Raw genomic sequence first — 18,146 nt, forward strand, 5'->3', positions numbered from 1 at the left:
TTTACACTTCCTTTTTTGTATTTATCTCTTCCCATTCACTTTTTTCTAAGTAAATTATCTTAATGGTGCGTCTGAGTAATTGTGAAATGGTTTTAGTAACTATGGAATCATTTAATGGATTATATAATGTCTCAACTTGTTGGGGATTTTCCATTACGAATATAATATGGTGCTTTGATCCAGTAGCATGAATTATTTCTCCTAACCTATTTGCAATAAGGGGATTATCTTTCTTTATATGAGCAATACAGTTAGGGAGGAAAGTTTCTAACAATTTGCTTGTTTCCCAAGTGATTTCTGGTAAAACAATATCTTTTGCAGTTTCCTTAGCTTTAGGATCGCGATAAATTTGAATGTTTCTGCGTCTTTGATTAGCAGCTGGTTCTTCTTTTTGTTTTTCTAATTCGTCTAAACGCTGATTGAATGCTGCGATGGTATCAAGTAAACTTTGTAACAACGTTTGATTAAGCTCACTGGAATCTCCATTTTCGTTATTTTTGATATTCTGTTGGTTCGTTGATATTTCCTGCTCCAGCTGAAGTATCTTAACTAATGCGATTTCAATTAGTGCTGCTGCATATACAGAATTTTTTATTTTATACTGTACCGTAGTAAGCTCTTCAAGAATACTTGGATTCTTACAGAATAACATATAATCAATTTCAAGATTAATTAGCTATAAGAAAATGAATTCAATATTATAACTAACTATAATTTTTGAATATATGTAAATGAGGTTTTCTTATCCTTTTTATTTATGTGATGAAGAAATTAGGTATAGAAAAATTAAACAAACGTTTGTTTTAAATATTTTAGTTATGATTCTATGTGTGAGATATGATAGATAAGTTATAGTTATTAATTGTTTGCTTAGTAAAATTCTCTTTTATTATATAAATTTTATAAAACAAAGGAAAAAGTACCCGCTATCGGTGCTTCCTCCAAAAGTTTATCGCTACAAGCACTTCTTAATACTTTTTCTTCATGAGAATTAATTATTTTATCAAATTTTCCTAATATTCCTAACCACTATTTGTAATTCAATCCACATTTTGTTGATACCATTACAGTTACAGGTGTGTTAAAATCCATTTGAAACATTGCTTTTGGGAATACAATTACTATTATAATCGCAATTTATTTTCTACAAACTGATTGGGTTTCAACCCAAATTGCGGCTTTATTCCGTAGTCCTTAACAAATTGTTAAGGACCTTTTTTATTTGTCTTTTAACTCCAAAAAAATGAAGTTTTAATTCTAGGGGTGTCTTAAAATCTCAGCTTGATGGGCATGTGACGGTACTCCTATAAAAACTTATAGTTAACTTTCTACATGTTATTTGTCTAAAAAATATTAAATTTATCTTTAAGTATCTGATAATATTGTTTCTCTGTTATTTCTTTTTTAGATTTATTTCCAAGTTGTGTTTCTGTAAAACTTTGCTTAGTAAGTGCAATATGACCATTTTCAATTAGTTTGCATATAATAATTCCCTTATTTACTGGTGATTCTGGATGCTCTATAACCATATTTTGTATAGCATTCACTTTCTTTTCATCAATGGTGTTTAGATAAAAAGCATAACCGATAGACCAGGTATCAGTAAGATCGGAATCAAGAAAATGAGAAGTTTCTCCATTTTCTCCTTTTTTCATTTCAAATACATGGGTTCCTTTCTCTGTGTTTTTTTTACGAACACGATATTCTCCCGTCACAGAAGTTACACTGTCACCATGAAAAGGAACAGGATGTAAAGGAAGGTAAGCCGCAAAACCAGCATCTATTATATATTTTTCATTTTTGTGCTGTAAAACGATGAGTACATGGCCATCATCAGGGTTCCACTTTTTTGTTTTTGAATCATATAGAGTTCCAGCTACTCGATATACATTAAATCCACAATCACACAAAAAATAATATAATAAAGAATTAATCTCATAGCATAATCCGCCACGATTCTTTAAAAGGAGTTTCTCTTTAATATTCTCTCTAGAAAAATCTTGCATGTTTCCTTCCATGATGCCTATATTTTCATACGGTAATACGTGCCCCATTTGTAAAAGAATTGCATGCAAATCTTCAAATTCCACATTTTCTTTTGGTGGAATTTTTAATTTTGAGAAAAAACTTTTTTGCAATTCAGTTAACATATTATATCCCCTTCCATTCATAGAAAATACATATATTTAATTGTATATTAAGAATATTAATTATACGTAACTATAATAACAGATTTTAGGAGGCTGTGCACGTCGCCAGGTTTCCAAGATAATATATATCATTGTGTTTTTTGAAATCTCTACGACTACATTAAAGATTTGTATAACAAATTTTTAATTAGGTAGTTTTTACTAAACACTCTCTTGACTGGCTTTGTAAAACAATATTGAATAAATTCAAATGTAATATCATCCCGTGCGCAAGAGGTAATTCAGGATTCAGGCCTTCGAACATATGATAGTATCCATCTTACAAGCCTTCATGAAGGTTAATAGGGGCTACAATGAAAACAAGTTGTTTCCTATTTTCTTTTTATTTAGTAAATAAATCCATGTATAATATTCGCTTGATTTATTTTGACTACAAGTGTAATATACAGCTTGTAAGATTACACTTGTAGTCATTGGAAGGAGGAGATTACAACATGAAAAAACAAAAAATAAAAAGTGGTAAGCCAATGCCAACTCGGTTAAACCTCTTATTTTTAGGTGTGTTTTTATTGTTTTCTGCTCTTATAATTCAGTTAGGTAAAGTGCAAATTGTCGATGGAGAAACCTATAAGAATGAAGTAGAGAAGAAAGAAAACGCAACCGTTAGCCTTTCTGTTCCACGGGGAAAGATATTTGATCGAGAAGGGAAAGCAGTAGTTGATAATAAGTCTTTACGTACTATTACATATACGAAAATGAAAGGTATTAAATCGGAAGATATGTTAAATACTGCGAGAAAACTTGCAGAAATAATTGAAATGCCGCAAGAAGACATAAATAAATTAACTGAGACGGATAAGAAGGATTTTTGGATGCAACTAAATCCAAAACTTGCTCAAGATTTAGTGTCTGAAAAAGATATAGATAAGTTCAGAGAAGGTGATCTTTCTGACAAAGAGTTAAATAGTAAAATAGAAAAATTGAAAAGAAAGCGTGTTACAGATAAGAATCTTCAAGAATTAACTCAAAATGATCTTGAAGTATTAGCTATTAAAAGCAAAATGACATCAGGTTATCGAATGACACCCCAAGTTATAAAAAAAGATGTAAGTGAAAAGGAGTATGCTGTAATTAGTGAAAATCTAGCAAGCTACCCAGGTGTAGATGTCTCAGTTGACTGGGAACGTTCCTATGTCAATGATGGGTTATTCCGTTCGGTACTTGGAAATGTTTCAAATGCTGATGGAGGGTTACCAATTGAGCGATTAGATTATTATTTAGTGCGTGATTATAGTCGAAATGACCGAGTCGGTAAAACTTACATTGAACAGCAATATGAAGATGTACTTCATGGTACACAAAAAGAAGTAAGAAACATTGCCGATAAGCAAGGAAATACAATTAGAACGGAAACTGTATCTAAAGGAAAAAGTGGAAATAATTTAATGTTAACCATTGACATAGAATTACAAAAAAAGGTAGAAGAAAGTATTGAAAAAATCTTAAAATCTTATAAAGGCTCAGAAACAATGTTAGATCGTGCTTTCGTAGTAATGATGAACCCGAAAAACGGTCAAGTCTTATCTATGGCAGGAAAAAAATTAGTAGAAAAAGACGGAAAAACAGAAGTGGAAGATTACGCTTTAGGTACGATGACCAGCTCATATGAGCTTGGATCAACAGTGAAAGGTGCGACAGTGTTGACAGGATTCGAAACGAAGGCTATTAAACCTGGTACGAACTTTCATGATGCGCCCATGAAGTTTAAAGGAACTAAAGAAAAGAGATCTTGGAAAGATTTTGGGGACTTAGATGATTTAAGGGCTTTACAAGTTTCTTCTAACATTTATATGTTTAATACGGCACTAAAAATTGCAGGTGTGGATTATGTACGGAATAGTTCACTAGATATTAAACAAGAATACTTTGATAAAATGAGATATTATTTCAGACAATTTGGTTTAGGCGTTCCAACAGGTATTGACTTACCAAATGAAACAGCGGGACAAATTGGCAGAAAAGATAATCAGCCGGGATTTTTATTAGACTTTTCTATTGGACAATATGACACGTATACGCCACTTCAACTTGCACAGTATATGTCTACAATTGCCAATGGTGGGTACCGTATGAAACCACAGATTGTGCAAGAGATTAGAGAACAAACTGCACAAAAAGATGAAATTGGTAAAGTGGTGCAATCAATAGAACCGGTCGTTTTAAACAGAGTGGATATGAAAGAAGAATATATTAACAGAGTAAAAGAAGGATTGAGAAGAGTATTTCAAGAGGGAGATGGGACTGGGGTAAAGGCATTTAAAAAGGCTCCTTATAAACCAGCTGGTAAAACTGGTACGGCACAGACCGTATATGGCGGGGAGAGTGAAAAAGGTAGAGATGAAAAGGGAGCGCGTAGAGAATGTTATAATTTAACACTAGCGGGGTATGCGCCATATGATAATCCAGAAGTAGCATTTTCTGTTGTTGTACCATGGATTATAGATGATAAATCAGGTATTAACTCTGCAATCGGAAAAGATGTATTAGATGCTTATTTTGATTTAAAAAATCAACGATTAAACGTAGAAACTCCAAAAGCGGATGATTCAAAAGATGAGTAGAAAACGTAAAACGTCTCTAGGCTTTAAATGAGCTAGAGACGTTTTTATGTGTTTTATGCATCGAAATTACAGTAATTAGAATATGTAGTAACAACTTTATATAAGTATTTTTAAACTACTCTCCTATGTTGATATCTCTGTATTGTCTTTTGTTAAAATGTCACCTTACAATCAATCAAGATATGTTTATTTGGAACATTTGGCTAGGAAGATGCATTATATAGAGGGAAATATTTTTCTTCCACAAATTTTCTAAAGTCTTGGTTAATTGAAGATGGCTGCGGAAACAGTTGTACTTCAAATAAATTATAATAAAAGCGTTCTTTATGCGATTGCTTTTATTATAATTAATAAATCGTTGGCAAGATCCCAGAAGAAACTACCTTTAATATATTGGATATATCTTTTCTATCATTCACAACATTGAACTTAGTTAAATGGTACAAATAGCGATTTCATTCTCCGCTATAGGCAGTAATTCGGAATATTATTGAATAAAGGACAACACCCTAATTAGGATGTTGTCCTTTAAAATTGTAAGCATTGTCTATTGGGCTAATTTTTCAATTGTAGGCATAACAGCTATTGGTGGTAAGGATGCAGTCCAACCAACTGCATATACGTTTAATTTTTCACCCAATGTGTAATTTTCCCCATCTGAAAGAGGAACTCGTAAAATTTTATTCTGAGAAACTAGCTCCCACCAATCATTTTGGTAAGCGAGCGCTTCATCTTTTGTAGAAGTGGCAGCAACCACTAAGTAATTCTTATCTACTGAAATGATATATCCAGTAAAAGGCTCTTGCTCTTGGTTTTGAATAGAATGAACAGGAGTATTGTTGGCAGAAATCTTAGTAGAATCTGCAAAGGCTGGTGTTAATCCGAAAGTAAATCCACATCCTAATGTTAAAGCTGTTACAGTTGTTACTAATTTTTGTTTTTTGTTAAACATAATATATATCCCCCTTATATTTTATCCCTACACTATCCACATTCCATTTGTATACATATAAAGCCTTTTAATATTAAGATATTTAACAAAGTTGTCACAACAATTCCATTAATGGTAATATTACCTATTAACAGGAACTATTTTATGTTATAATTCACTAGGTGAACTATTATTGTTCCTTTCATCACTTGATGAATGTATGCCCTTCCTTAATTGTAAATATGTTTGAATTTATTGGTGAAGAGGGAGATATCCCTCTTCTTTTTTTGTTTTTATGAATAAGTATATATCCTCCTATTATATAAAAATATACAAAGTAAGTATTCTTTGTCCATTTCTTTGGCTGTTTTCCTTCAATCATAAAAGAATGTTATTCTCCTATAAAAATAGTAGAAAGTATCTATACTAAACATTAGCAATTTTTTGTAAGGATATTATCAATATACAATTCTTTTTAATGATGATAAGTTGAATATAAGCGATATAGTTGAAGGAATACAATTGTGAGAAATGCATCTTTGATATTACAGATAATTGCATAGTGGTTTTTTACTATAATTATTTAAGGAGGCATTTAAAAGATGAAACGATTTAATCATTCCGTTATTATGAAAAAATTTGTGGGTGTTACATTAGCTAGTGCAATTGGCTTCAGTAGTTTTGGTGTTTTGGGGACAAGTGTTCATGCTGCAGAGTATACAAATGATGTTTCCATAAATCAGCTGGTAAAAGTTGAAGATATGTCATTGAAACAATTACAAGAAGCAATTCAACAAAAGAATGATCCATTTATTAATCAGGTGAAAGTATTTATAAATAAACATTTTCAGGAAGCGGAATTTTTGTGGGGAAAAGTAAGTAATCCATTAAAAACAACTATCGTAGATTTATTAATAGGTGATGAAAAAGACTATTCTAAGAAGATAGATGCTGGCCTTAAGAACCATTTTAGGGAAGTACCTGCTTTGTTGAAATTTGCTAGTCCTGGCTTTTTAAAAGATTTGATTAAGTTACTAGATTATTTACCAGAGTAAGTTAAAGAACACTTTGTTTTAGTAATAAAAATAGAAACAACTATTCCGTATTCGGATGTTATGAAATAAAAAGGGATCATTCTAAATAGGATGATCCCTTGATTAAGTTTCTCGCCCTTGGAAGTTTTTCTAATGCGAGAGGATATTCCATAATACATCTAAAAACGTATTATCCTTTTGTACCTCTTTTTTGTGATTCCTCTTTCATAATTTCAGTAGACTTTGTAGCTTTTTCTTTATCAATTTTTATTTCAAACTCTCGATTCCAATTGCCTTTTGTTTCTCCAATTCTATCAATTTGTAATTTTATTTTAATAGAATCTGGCAATTCATAAGATTTGTCTCCAGAAATTTGAATGAATCCTTCTGATTCATCAGTCATTCTATATAGAACATCTTCTGTATTAAAGTCGACAAGTTGAAGTACATCATCATTGCTTAAAGCAAATTGATGTCTAGGTGAGTCTTCATTTTTTAATTCATTCACAAGAGAGTCCAATTTATTATTAGATATAAAATCTAGTTGTTTTTGATTTTTTAGTTTCTTTACTTTATATGGTACTAAACTTCCATCCTCATTTTCCACTCTAAAATGAAGATATAATCTTGATTTTTCTGTATATAGCTCATCAAAAGAAATGGTTATTCCTTTATCTGAGATATTTTCATTAACTGGAGTTGTAAGCCCCTCTTTTGCTGAACGCTTTACCCATTCTGGTAATACTTGCGTTGTAGCAAAGTAAGATGTAATTTTATCAAACTGTTTATTTTCTTGTACAGTTTTAGTAGATACATTTTGAATGGTTCCGGTGTCAGGTTTTTCTGCTTTTGCATTAATTAGAGAAAATGCAGATACCCCTATCACAACTGCCATTCCTAATGCTGACCAACGATATGATTTTTTATTAAATTTTTTTATCATTAAAATTCTCCTTTTTATAGTTTTTTTATTTTTACTTAAATTTGCTACTCCTGGCATAGGATACAAATTAGAATGATGCTCTAATAACGCAATGATTGTAAGCCCGTATTCTAGTTTATCTCCCGAAATTACATATGTAAGTGCTAACGCATCACATGCAATTTCCTGATCTTCTCGCATACATTTACTGGCATACCAAAGGATGGGATTAAACCAATGTAAAATTAATAAATGATGCATAATCCAATTTATTCTTACATCTTTTCTTTTGTAATGAGCTAACTCATGATAAAAGATGAATCGTAATTGATTATCATCTAGCGTAGAGATTTGATTTTCTGTAAGTAAAATCTTTGGATTTCTAATTCCAACAAGAGTGGGACTAGACAGCTTTCCGGCAAAAAGTAAAGGGATTTGTTTTTGTATATTCATTTCTCTTTTACATCTATTCAGAATATCTAAAACTCTTTTATCAGTAATAGGACGTTGTTTTTGCAAATACAGTGTTAAGTTTTTATTAACAGTTATTGTAATTAACGCAAAACAAATAGCTCCCACTAACCAGATATAGGAAAGGATTTCATACAAGGATTTAGATTCCTTTGCTGGTTGTCTTACATGGTTAGCACTATCTTTCGCATCTAGATTAGGCTGTTCATTGTTCTCTGTTATATTTAAAGCCGTTTCCCCTATCTCCTTATTAGGTGCAATTGCTTCAGATGTTGGCTGTAACATAGAATATGAAGGTTCAAAATCTGTTAAAAGTAAAGAATAGATACTATAGGAACTATCAGGTGACCAAGGTAAAATTAACCTCACAATAAGAATAAACCACATGATATAGTGCCATCTTGCTGTTAATTTATTTCTAAGTACTATTTTTATACTTAATATTAAGGCAACTAATATACTGGCCATAATAGAAGTATTTATAATCCAATCAAAAACTGTTGAAAGAGAAATATGCTGAAACATATCAAGCATAATCATTTCACCTTCTTATTGTTCTTCTCATTCTTTTCATCCAAAATTTGTTTTAGTTCATGAATGTCTTCCGAAGAAAGTTTTTCTTCTTTAATAAAATTGACAAGTAAAGGTTTTAATGCGGCGCCATAAAACCTTTTTAAAAATGATTGTGTCTCTTCTTCTAAATAATTCTCTTGTGAAATTAAGGGCGCATATGTATACATTCTCTTATTCTCTTGATTACAAGAAATGGCGTTTTTTTGTACTAGCCTATTAAGTAATGTACGAATTGTTTTTGGGCTCCAATCGTTTTGTTTTTCAAGTTGCTCAATTACGTCTTTAGCAGTAAGCGGTGGAGTCGTATTCCAAAATACTTTCATAACTTCTAACTCTGCCTCTGATACCTTTGGTAGTTGATTCATATATATTCTCCCTTCTATGACTACAAATGTAATCTTATGTTCTATATACTACACTTGTAGTCATATAAAAACAAGTCAATTTAATAAAAGGATTTATTTACTAAATTAATCAAGAAAAAGGGATATAAACTTATTGAATTCTGCTTTTGATATCATAAAAAATAAAAAAGGCACAATTATGCTTGTAAGAGGTGTTTTTTGTTTGAAAGTCCATGAGCTTAATTTTCTATGTTATATAATATAAATGAGAATATTTTAATATGGGTTAAGTTCAAATAAGCAGTTAATATAAAATCAAATTTTACGAGGAGGAAAAATTATTAAAACTTTACTTTTTGGTAATGGGATTAATATTCAATATGGTGGGGGAGAAAATACAAATAAATCTATTATTATTAGAGCGATAAATAAAACTTACGATTCTGATTTTCCGAGGCATATTATAATTGAAGAGCCTGAAGATCTTCTATCTTTGCTTGGTAGATTGTTTATGGCAGTTAGAGAGATATTAAATGGAAAATATGATAATTACACAACTTGTTCTTATGAAAGATTTCATCTGGAAGATTTTAAAAGAAGGTATAAAGTGTTTGAAAGTATTAATATAACTGATATCGGATTTGAAGATTATTATTTAATTTATGACTTAGTTTGTAATAAAAATAATATTGGTAATCCTCATAGATATTATATTAGAGAGGCTTTAAAAGTATTTTTTATTTATTCGATTTTTAATAGTGGGAAGGTTAATAAAAACCATGAAAATTTTCCTCTAGAGTTAAAAACGTTCTTTAACTTGTTTGATAATCTATTTACCACGAATTATGACCAAAACATAGAAGTTTTCACTAATAGAAAAGTTAATTATTTACATGGATCATTTAATGTAAGAAAGGAAATATACAATAAGGAATCTTTTAGAAATAAATTATCTGATAGTCCAATTAAAGATTTTAATATAGATGAAAGATATTATTATTTATATTCTAATGTTTTAACTACGTATAGTGGATATTTGAAAAAATCTAATATTAATGAGGCTAGGATTGCAAATCAAGCTTTTGAAAAGATGGTAGTCGCGTATGCAACCAATGAGGGAATAAAAGAGACTGTAGACAAATGGGCTACTCATGATAATCACATGTTAAGAAATATTGCTGAAGGGGTTAAACTAAAAAAAGAAAATAAAGATTTATATTTTAAGGAAAGTTATCCAATTAAAGAGTTCGAGGAGATAAAAGGTGAATTAGAAATCGTGGGATTTTCACCTAATAACGATACTCATATTTTTCAGGGTATAAATGACAACTTAAAACTTAAATCAATTAAATATTACTATTTTGCTAAAGAAGAAGTACAAGATGTTCAACAATTGTTAAACAATCATGAAGTGATTTTTGAAGATGTATCATTATTATGGGAAAAGTATAAATAAAGGAGGAAATAATGAATATAAATGCAATAAATGTGCTAATAGAGATGTCTGGAAGTATTATGAGTCCGACAAATGTATTAAAACAATATCGACAATTAACAGACCCTAAAAGAAAATACTTATACAGTAAGGTAAAGCCAATAATTAAAAAATATGAAAACACCTGGAATGATAAGACACCTTTATTAGTGGTAGATTTGGGTATCTGTTCAGCTGACAATAATATTGATCCAGCAGTAGCTTTAATGATTGGCATAAATAAAGGGAAAATAATTTAATTGTATACAGTTAGAAAGGTGAAAGTAATCATTATGTAAATAAGCTGTCCATATGGACAGTTTATTATATTTTTTCTTAGCGTGTATATCATCTGTTTAGAAATGAAAAGGAGCAAAAAGTATTGCTCCTTTTCACTTGAATTCTACATAAAATGTTGTGTCTATAATTCCAAAAGCAACTTTACATGGGAACGGATTTTTTCCTATTGAAGCAGCGCGCATACATGAAAGCACCCAATAATCCAATTCTAAAGGTAAACGGAATACTTGGATACTACTATCATCGTTTTTTACTGTTACGATTGGTGTATTTACCCTAGTTGTAGTGAAACCGTCAGTTGTTATCATTGCTACTGCATCATTATTATGAAAACCAGCGCTTAAAACCTCGTAAGTTATTCCATCATTCTCATTAATAATCATAGGTATATTTAAATAGGGATAGCTATTTATATTGTTATGAATAACTGTTCTTGCTGTATTCTTTCTTATCTGATTCCCTTGCATTTTATACACTCCTTTATAACAATCCAAACGTTTAAATCTATTCTATTTTACATCAAGTATATCCGAAAATTGTAGTGTCAACTTATTATAGAAAGCATCCGTACATATGATAGCGCTATTTAACGGATCTATATCGATGATGGTCATATAGTTAGTAAGAAAATAGCCGTCTTCATAATATGTAATTAGTATTTCTTCTTCGGATAATAAGGAACATAAAAGCATATTCTCAATAAGTTCTTTTTCTTCAGAGGTTAAAATAGGACGTGCTATTTTATTTTTCTCTTTGATTATTTCACGTATTCCGGCGAATTGTTCTGGCATTGCTGCGAACGGCGCCCATTTTACCATTCCTCTGCCTTTTGGCATATTAGCGTTGTTCATGCTTTGTGTCCTCCTAATAGTGTGTTTCTGCATCTAGCTGTTGCATTATTTGTATACGAAATTCCTCTTAATATACTATTCTTTCCAAATTTCGTGCGTATTTCATCCATTACTTTCGTTAGCTTTATTTCTTGTTCTCGTTGCGTGACATTATCAAAAAGTGAAATTTGTTCTTCCCCTTCTTGAATTAGGTTTGTTAAAGATATGTTTATGCTACGAATGGGTTCACCAGTATATTGCTGATGTAAAAAGTATGTACAGATATGATAAATATCCATTGTTAAATTTGTAGGACGGCTTAAACTATGTGTTTTTCTAATGCCACCTGCATTATTCTTGCTATAACCAACAGAGAAATGAACGGTTCGAGCAAGTTTGTTTTGTTGTCTTAATCGATAGCAAACTTCTTCGGTATGTTCCAGCAGGATAATCGGAAATTCTTCTATTGTGTAGTCACGCATGAGAATTTGGCTTTTTCCAATAGAAGTTGTGGCAGGAACATATTTTTCTGAAATGCGACTAAAGTCAATTCCATGGCTATGTAAGTGTAATTCTTCTCCAATCACGCCAAAGCTTTGTTTTAAATATTTAAGAGGATAATTAGCTAAATCTCCAATTGAATGTATTCCTTTTCGATTTAACTTTGTTTCAGTTTTATGTGAAATTCCCCAAAACTTACTAAGTGGCCGTATGCTCCATAATTTTGTAGGTACATCTTCGTATTTCCAATAAGCAATTCCGTCTGTATTTTGCTTTGCTTCAATATCTAAAGCGACTTTACTCATCAATAGGTTAGGACCAATTCCGATTGTGCATTCAATTCGTGTATGTTCATATACTTCACGTTTAAACTGTAATGCAAATTCATGTGGATTTCGGGCAAATAGATGGATGCTATCGGTAATATCTATAAAAAATTCATCGATGCTGTATTGATGAAAGTCTTCAATAGGAACATAGTGTAGAGCTAACTTCGTTATGTAATTGGAGCACTTAATATAGGTTCCCATAATTGGATTCACAATAAGGATATCTTTTTGCCGAGGAATCTCGTATAACCTTGCCAACTTCTTTACTCCCATTGCTTTTAAAGGTGGAGTTGCAGCTAAAACAATGGACCCATTCCTATTTACATCACCGACTACAGCTAATTTTGTATGAAGTGGGTCTAAGCCCAATTTAATACAACTAACTGAGGCATAAAAGCTTCGAAGATCAACACATAAAATGATTCTATTCGGTAAAATTGAATAGTCATACATCATAATTCCTCCTAACGACAAGAACATCAGTTCTTATTATACACGAACTTACGTTCTTTTATGAAGTGGTTTTTGAAAAATATTTATAAATTAAAAATACGCAGAATGAAAGAGAGAGCGGCCTAATGTAGTGGGAGTGTTTAGGTTATAAACAGTGTTATCTATATTAGGTAGTACAGGAAGAAAATGATGGGAGGGAAGTTCTTTAAATCATTTTCTAGGTATTTGAAATATAAGTATTTACTGTAATTTATTACTTATTCTAACATATAGATAATTTAATTTAGGCGGTGGATATGTATTGGACTCAGACGTTGACTCGGATAGTTGGCTAAATAACCTCGATTTTCTTAGAGTACCTCTTATTATTTTGAGAATGTAGATTGTAAACAATCTTATATTATACGCAGTTAATAAATAGTAAGTAGGGAAAGTGAAAATATATTAGGAGGTGAATCCTTTAGTTTTTACGAAACTAAGGGGATTAGTTGGACATATTTAATTTAATTATGGTAGCGGTTTTAGTCGCATGTACCGCGTTTTTCGTGGCAATTGAGTTTGCTATTGTAAAAGTAAGAGGATCAAAGATTGATCAATTTGTATTAGAAGGAAAGAAGGGTGCGTTGGCAGTTAAGAAAGTAACGTCAAACCTGGATGAATATTTGTCGGCTTGTCAATTAGGTATTACAGTGATAGCAATGGGACTAGGGGCATTAGGTGAACCAACCATTGAGAGACTTTTACATCCTTTATTTGATAAGTGGAATATCAACCCTTCCATTGCAGGTGTATTATCTTTAGGAATTGCTTTTACTTTTATGACGTACTTACATGTTGTAGTTGGTGAATTAGCACCCAAAACATTTGCGATTCAAAAGGCTGAGAAGGTTACTTTATTGCTTTCAGCTCCGCTTATCTGGTTCCACAAAATCATGTATCCGTTTATTCGATTGTTGAATGGCTCTGCAAGGATGATAACAAGACTATTTGGTTTAAAACCAGCAGCAGAGCATGATGTCGTACATACAGAAGAAGAATTACGATTGATTCTTTCGGAAAGTTATCAACGTGGAGAGATTAATCAAGCTGAATATAAATATGTAAATAATATTTTTGAATTTGATAATCGTATTGCAAAAGAAATAATGGTCCCTCGTACAGAAATTATAGGGCTTCATGTAGAGAATTCTTTAGCGGATCATATAAATATAATCCGTAATGAAAAGTACACACGCTACCCTGTATTTGGAGAAGACAAAGATGAAATCATTGGCATGGTGAATGTGAAAGATTTCCTCGTATACGCGTCCAGTAATTGTAGCAATAGAAACCATACCAATACATGATTTATTATTAAAAATGCAAACGAAACGTATTCCATTGGCTGTATTATATGATGAATACGGCGGCACAGCGGGTTTGGTAACAATTGAGGATATACTAGAAGAAATTGTAGGCGAAATCCATGATGAATATGATGGAGATGAGCTTTCACCAATTCAAAAAATGAATAATGATCATATTGTCGTAGAAGGTAAAGTGCGTATTAGTGAAATAAATGATTTGTTAGGATTACATATGAATGATAGTGATGTTGATACAATTGGTGGTTGGATTCTAATGCAGAATTATGATATCCAGGAAGGACAAACCTTATTTAGTGAAGGATATGCTTTTACAATTCTTTCAAAAGCCCCCCACCAAGTTAAGCGTGTTGAAATACAAAAAGAAATTTTAGATGCAGCAACTGTATAGTTGCTGCTTTTTATAGGGGTAGCAGAAAATGAAAGCAAAGATACTTGTAACATTAACCTTACCTGTTATGTTATAGCAGGTTGTACAACTGAAACATATGGACTTACACAGTCAGATTTCAGACAGGTAGATAAAGAGTTTAAAGCAGGTAAGATGATTAAACTACCTGAGGGATTCGACAAAGCCAATGATATGATTATAGACGTACTGAGTACATGGCAACCGATTTTTGATGAATAGATAAGGACTTCCCTGATGCGAAACGTAAAGCAGAGAAGAAAGTAGAAAGGAATTTAAATGATGATACAGAAGGTGAATTCCGTATTTATAAATTAAATCCTAAAAAGGCAGGTATGGTAACTTTTGAATCTTATTTATAACAGGAACGCTACCATCTTCCCACGAATTTCATATGAAACTTATAAACAAATATAAAACGGTATGAAAAGACTAGAAATTCTCTTAATACCGTTTGTATTATTTAGACATTTAACGTATTGGTATATTTAATTGTGAATCAGATCAATGTTAATCTGGATTAGTCATTACTATTTTTGATGCCTACTAATACTTAACGTAAGATTTGGTTTGGTTGCTACACAGACCTCGTAAGCGAGAAATTGTACACTATATAAAACAGTAAAATAACTATCCGATCCCTTAGCGTACAAGAAATCGGATATTTTGAGTCTGAATTCTGTTCAAACGCACAGTTTTCTTTTTCTGATATTGTGACTCTATGCCCATCAAGCTAAGATTTTTAATTACCCCTAAAATGAAAAAGTTATTTCTTTACAGTCATTTATGAAAAATTAATTGAATTTCTTTTTTTTACAGATGATTAATTTTTAAAAATTATACTCAAGGATTAGGGTTTCACAATAACTTTTATGAACTATTAATATTTCATAAAAGTTATTGTGAATTTTGTGAATGAGTGTTTTTGACTTTCTACTTTAATAAATCCATCGTGAGCTTCGATAATTGATTTCGCTAGTGCTAAGCCAATTCCAATGGAGCCTTCTTTATTAGAATTTTTTGTTTTGTAAAATCTATCGAATATATATGGCAAATCTTCTGATGCAATACCTTCACCAAAATCTTGAATTATTATTTCAGTATGAATAGGAGAGTTTGTGACTTCAATATAAATAGAACTATTATCATTTGAATGTTCAATGGAATTCTTTAAAATATTTAATAAAGCTTCTTGCATCCAAATACTGTCATGGAAAAGTGATATTTTTTCATTGGTTTTTAAATGTATGTTCATATTTTTTTTATTTAATTTACTGTTCAAACTAGCAATGACCTCATAAATTGTATCAATAATATCAGAGTTTTCTTTTTCAAATAGTATTGCCCTAGCATCTATTTTTGAAACTTTTAATAAATTATGTATTAAAAAGCTGATTCTTGAAATTTGAACATCATTATTGTGTAAAAAATGATATTGCTGTTCATTTAATTTACCTTGTAATAAGATATCATTGTTCACTGTTAGTGTGGAGAGTGGTGTTTTTAGTTGATGAGAAATATCTTGTAAAGTTTGAATTAAAAATTGTTTTTCTTCCGTTAAATTATGCATACTTTTTCTAATAACATTTTTCAGTTTATGAAAAGAATTAGCAAGTTTAGCTAGATCTCCTTCTCTATTTTCCTTGATATCAATGGTGTAATCACCTTCAATAATTTTATTCGCTGCAGCTGTTACATTTCTAATTTTTAAGAAAAAAGATTTATATTGTAAGTAATTTAGAAAAATTAGGATTAAGCTGAACCCTATTGCTCCAAGGAACATGTATATATTGTTTTGAGATATATGTTTATTTAAATAAGGAAAAAGTCTTGAGTCTAATTCAGCAGATAGACCATATTGATTTAATAGCATTTCTCCATCACTGGAATACTCTTTTTTATTCGCTGTATCATTTGTAAGTGCTTGTATTATTTCATATTCATTTTCTGGGTTTTGTGCAATTAGTTTCCCGGTAATTTCACTCCAAATAGTAATATAATCATTCTTTAAATGGTCATATAGAATATGAACTGTGATACCTTGATATATAATAAATAAAAAAGCGATTAATGCTAATGTAAGTATATTAATTTTTATTTCTCTATTTATCATTAAATTACTCCTTACTGACGTCTTTGTTCCAAAAATATCCAACACCTCTTTGTGTGATTATATAGTTAGGATTTTGGGGAATATCCTCAATTTTACTTCTTAATCTTTTTACATAAACGGAAAGAGTGTTTTCATCGAAAAACACTTCACTTTCATCTACTATTTTTTTCAATATCTCATTTCTTTGTAACACTTTATGAGGATTTAGCATTAACGTTAATAAGAGTTTGTATTCTAAATGTGTTAAATTTATACTTTTCTCATGCTTGAAAGCTCTAGCCGCTTCAACTTCAAGGTGTATATTTTCAGACCTCAATATAGTATTAGAAGCTGTTTTAATTTTTTTTCTTAATTGTACTTTTACTCTAGATAATAGCTCTTTTACCCTGAAGGGTTTTGTTATATAATCATCTCCACCAATATCAAGACCCATTACTACATTTGCCTCCTCATCCAGTGCTGTGAGGAAAATAATAGGTATATCACCTTTTCTTTTAAGATAGGTACATAAATCATACCCATTTCCATCTGGGAGTCCAACATCCAATATAGCTAAGTCAAATTTATTATTTTCGTATTGGTCTTTTGCATCTTGTACAGTAGAAACCCTTATAACCTCAAGTCCTTCTCCTTTTAGAGTAAACTCAATAGCCATTCCTAGATCGTTATCATCTTCAACGAATAATACTTTATCCACAGTATCTCTCCTCATTTGTCTTTGATTATGGCAGTATTTTAGATTATGACAGTTATTTTACACGTTGATTGGCTAATTTAAAATAGTTTAGTATGGAAATGGACTTTTAGAGGCTTTTCTGAGTATAAGCATAATACCTAAATTGGCTTAAAGCTTTTCAGTATATAATGAGATACAACAATTACTTAAAGCAGAATATTTACGTAATTCATACATGTACTTGCTTATATTTTGAAAAACCTTGTAATAGTGTCTTGTTGAATTTGTACGTTTTTATACAATCAGTAATGTTTTGTTTAAGTTATCTTATACAAAAATCTTAAATGAAATTTGAATTCGCATTAATTATGTAAATGAATTTTAAAAAACAGATCATTGAGAATAAGAGCCGAATGGTAGCGGATTTTTTAGAATTTGAAAAGTATGTGTGTACTTAAATAAGTGTATAAAAGCCGTTTAATTTTAAAGTATATCTTGATCAGAGTTACGAGTATATAAAAAGCTAGATTTAGTAATCTTACTAAACTGTAAGATTAAAGTATATATAGTAAGACAAGCGTTATTCAATTAACAATTAAAGACGTCTATACTGAAGGTAATCATTCTTTATTAAGACTTGTAGCATTTTAG

The 18,146-nt window shown here is 30.8% G+C and carries 14 protein-coding genes and 2 pseudogenes; 5 read left to right on the forward strand and 11 right to left on the reverse strand.

From position 1 onward, the window contains the following. Position 1: 1 nt before the first annotated feature. The 3 genes and pseudogenes from DOS87_RS13015 to DOS87_RS30150 all read right to left on the reverse strand — a co-directional run. Positions 2–652, reverse strand: coding sequence for a hypothetical protein (locus DOS87_RS13015; RefSeq protein WP_261795671.1), 651 nt, complete (start codon positions 650–652; stop codon positions 2–4). Between the two features lie 691 nt (positions 653–1,343). Beyond that, on the reverse strand, positions 1,344–2,150 hold the full coding sequence (locus DOS87_RS13020; protein WP_208730338.1) for an arylamine N-acetyltransferase family protein: 807 nt from the start codon (positions 2,148–2,150) through the stop codon (positions 1,344–1,346). Positions 2,151–2,326: 176 nt separating this feature from the next. Next, positions 2,327–2,514, reverse strand: a pseudogene (locus tag DOS87_RS30150) (spore photoproduct lyase family protein); the annotation flags it as partial. A gap of 130 nt (positions 2,515–2,644) precedes the next feature. On the opposite strand from DOS87_RS30150, the gene DOS87_RS13025 reads away from it, so the two are divergent. Next, a complete protein-coding gene (locus DOS87_RS13025; protein ID WP_208730339.1) occupies positions 2,645–4,771 on the forward strand; it encodes a peptidoglycan D,D-transpeptidase FtsI family protein in 2,127 nt (708 codons plus the stop codon). Positions 4,772–5,318: 547 nt separating this feature from the next. Here DOS87_RS13025 and DOS87_RS13030 read toward each other — a convergent pair. Continuing rightward, positions 5,319–5,723 (reverse strand): DUF3221 domain-containing protein, encoded by a 405-nt coding sequence (locus DOS87_RS13030; RefSeq protein ID WP_184121829.1) that lies wholly within the window; start codon positions 5,721–5,723, stop codon positions 5,319–5,321. A gap of 581 nt (positions 5,724–6,304) precedes the next feature. Here DOS87_RS13030 and DOS87_RS13035 point away from each other — a divergent pair. Further along, entirely contained in the window at positions 6,305–6,757 is a 453-nt protein-coding gene (locus DOS87_RS13035; protein WP_184121827.1) for a hypothetical protein, read from the forward strand. A 169-nt stretch (positions 6,758–6,926) separates the two neighbouring features. Here DOS87_RS13035 and DOS87_RS13040 read toward each other — a convergent pair whose 3' ends face one another. Together DOS87_RS13040 and DOS87_RS13045 are read right to left on the reverse strand one after the other, a co-directional pair. Beyond that, complete coding sequence (locus DOS87_RS13040; protein WP_184121825.1) at positions 6,927–8,663, reverse strand: M56 family metallopeptidase; 1,737 nt, start codon at positions 8,661–8,663, stop codon at positions 6,927–6,929. Between the two features lie 2 nt (positions 8,664–8,665). Next, positions 8,666–9,067 carry a BlaI/MecI/CopY family transcriptional regulator gene (locus DOS87_RS13045; RefSeq protein ID WP_150190715.1) on the reverse strand — a complete coding sequence of 134 codons (402 nt, stop codon included), beginning with the start codon at positions 9,065–9,067 and terminating at the stop codon, positions 8,666–8,668. A 490-nt stretch (positions 9,068–9,557) separates the two neighbouring features. Here DOS87_RS13045 and DOS87_RS13050 point away from each other — a divergent pair, with 490 nt between their 5' ends. Further along, positions 9,558–10,502: a hypothetical protein gene (locus DOS87_RS13050; RefSeq protein WP_221448840.1), complete on the forward strand. Its 945-nt coding sequence runs from the start codon at positions 9,558–9,560 to the stop codon at positions 10,500–10,502. Between the two features lie 11 nt (positions 10,503–10,513). Further along, positions 10,514–10,780, forward strand: coding sequence for a hypothetical protein (locus tag DOS87_RS13055; RefSeq protein WP_098643060.1), 267 nt, complete (start codon positions 10,514–10,516; stop codon positions 10,778–10,780). Between the two features lie 132 nt (positions 10,781–10,912). On the opposite strand, the gene DOS87_RS13060 is transcribed toward DOS87_RS13055, so the two are convergent. The 3 genes from DOS87_RS13060 to DOS87_RS13070 are packed head-to-tail and all read right to left on the reverse strand — an operon-like array spanning position 10,913 to position 12,933. Continuing rightward, positions 10,913–11,287 carry a hypothetical protein gene (locus DOS87_RS13060; protein WP_208730340.1) on the reverse strand — a complete coding sequence of 125 codons (375 nt, stop codon included), beginning with the start codon at positions 11,285–11,287 and terminating at the stop codon, positions 10,913–10,915. A gap of 42 nt (positions 11,288–11,329) precedes the next feature. Then, positions 11,330–11,671 (reverse strand): YolD-like family protein, encoded by a 342-nt coding sequence (locus tag DOS87_RS13065; protein ID WP_001057796.1) that lies wholly within the window; start codon positions 11,669–11,671, stop codon positions 11,330–11,332. Then, the gene (locus tag DOS87_RS13070; protein ID WP_208730341.1) at positions 11,668–12,933 is read right to left on the reverse strand and encodes a Y-family DNA polymerase; all 1,266 of its coding nucleotides are present in this window, start codon (positions 12,931–12,933) and stop codon (positions 11,668–11,670) included. Before DOS87_RS13070 ends, DOS87_RS13065 begins: the two co-directional genes overlap by 4 nt. A gap of 488 nt (positions 12,934–13,421) precedes the next feature. On the opposite strand from DOS87_RS13070, the pseudogene DOS87_RS13075 reads away from it, so the two are divergent. Then, positions 13,422–14,688, forward strand: a pseudogene (locus tag DOS87_RS13075) (hemolysin family protein). Between the two features lie 898 nt (positions 14,689–15,586). Here the strand turns inward: DOS87_RS13075 and DOS87_RS13080 are convergent. Continuing rightward, complete coding sequence (locus DOS87_RS13080; RefSeq protein ID WP_000610351.1) at positions 15,587–16,819, reverse strand: sensor histidine kinase; 1,233 nt, start codon at positions 16,817–16,819, stop codon at positions 15,587–15,589. Between the two features lie 4 nt (positions 16,820–16,823). Further along, the gene (locus DOS87_RS13085; RefSeq protein ID WP_065230006.1) at positions 16,824–17,516 is read right to left on the reverse strand and encodes a response regulator transcription factor; all 693 of its coding nucleotides are present in this window, start codon (positions 17,514–17,516) and stop codon (positions 16,824–16,826) included. Positions 17,517–18,146 lie beyond the last annotated feature (630 nt).

It is taken from the genome of Bacillus sp. CR71 (assembly GCF_003429245.1).
In the GTDB taxonomy this organism is placed as follows: domain Bacteria; phylum Bacillota; class Bacilli; order Bacillales; family Bacillaceae_G; genus Bacillus_A; species Bacillus_A thuringiensis_S.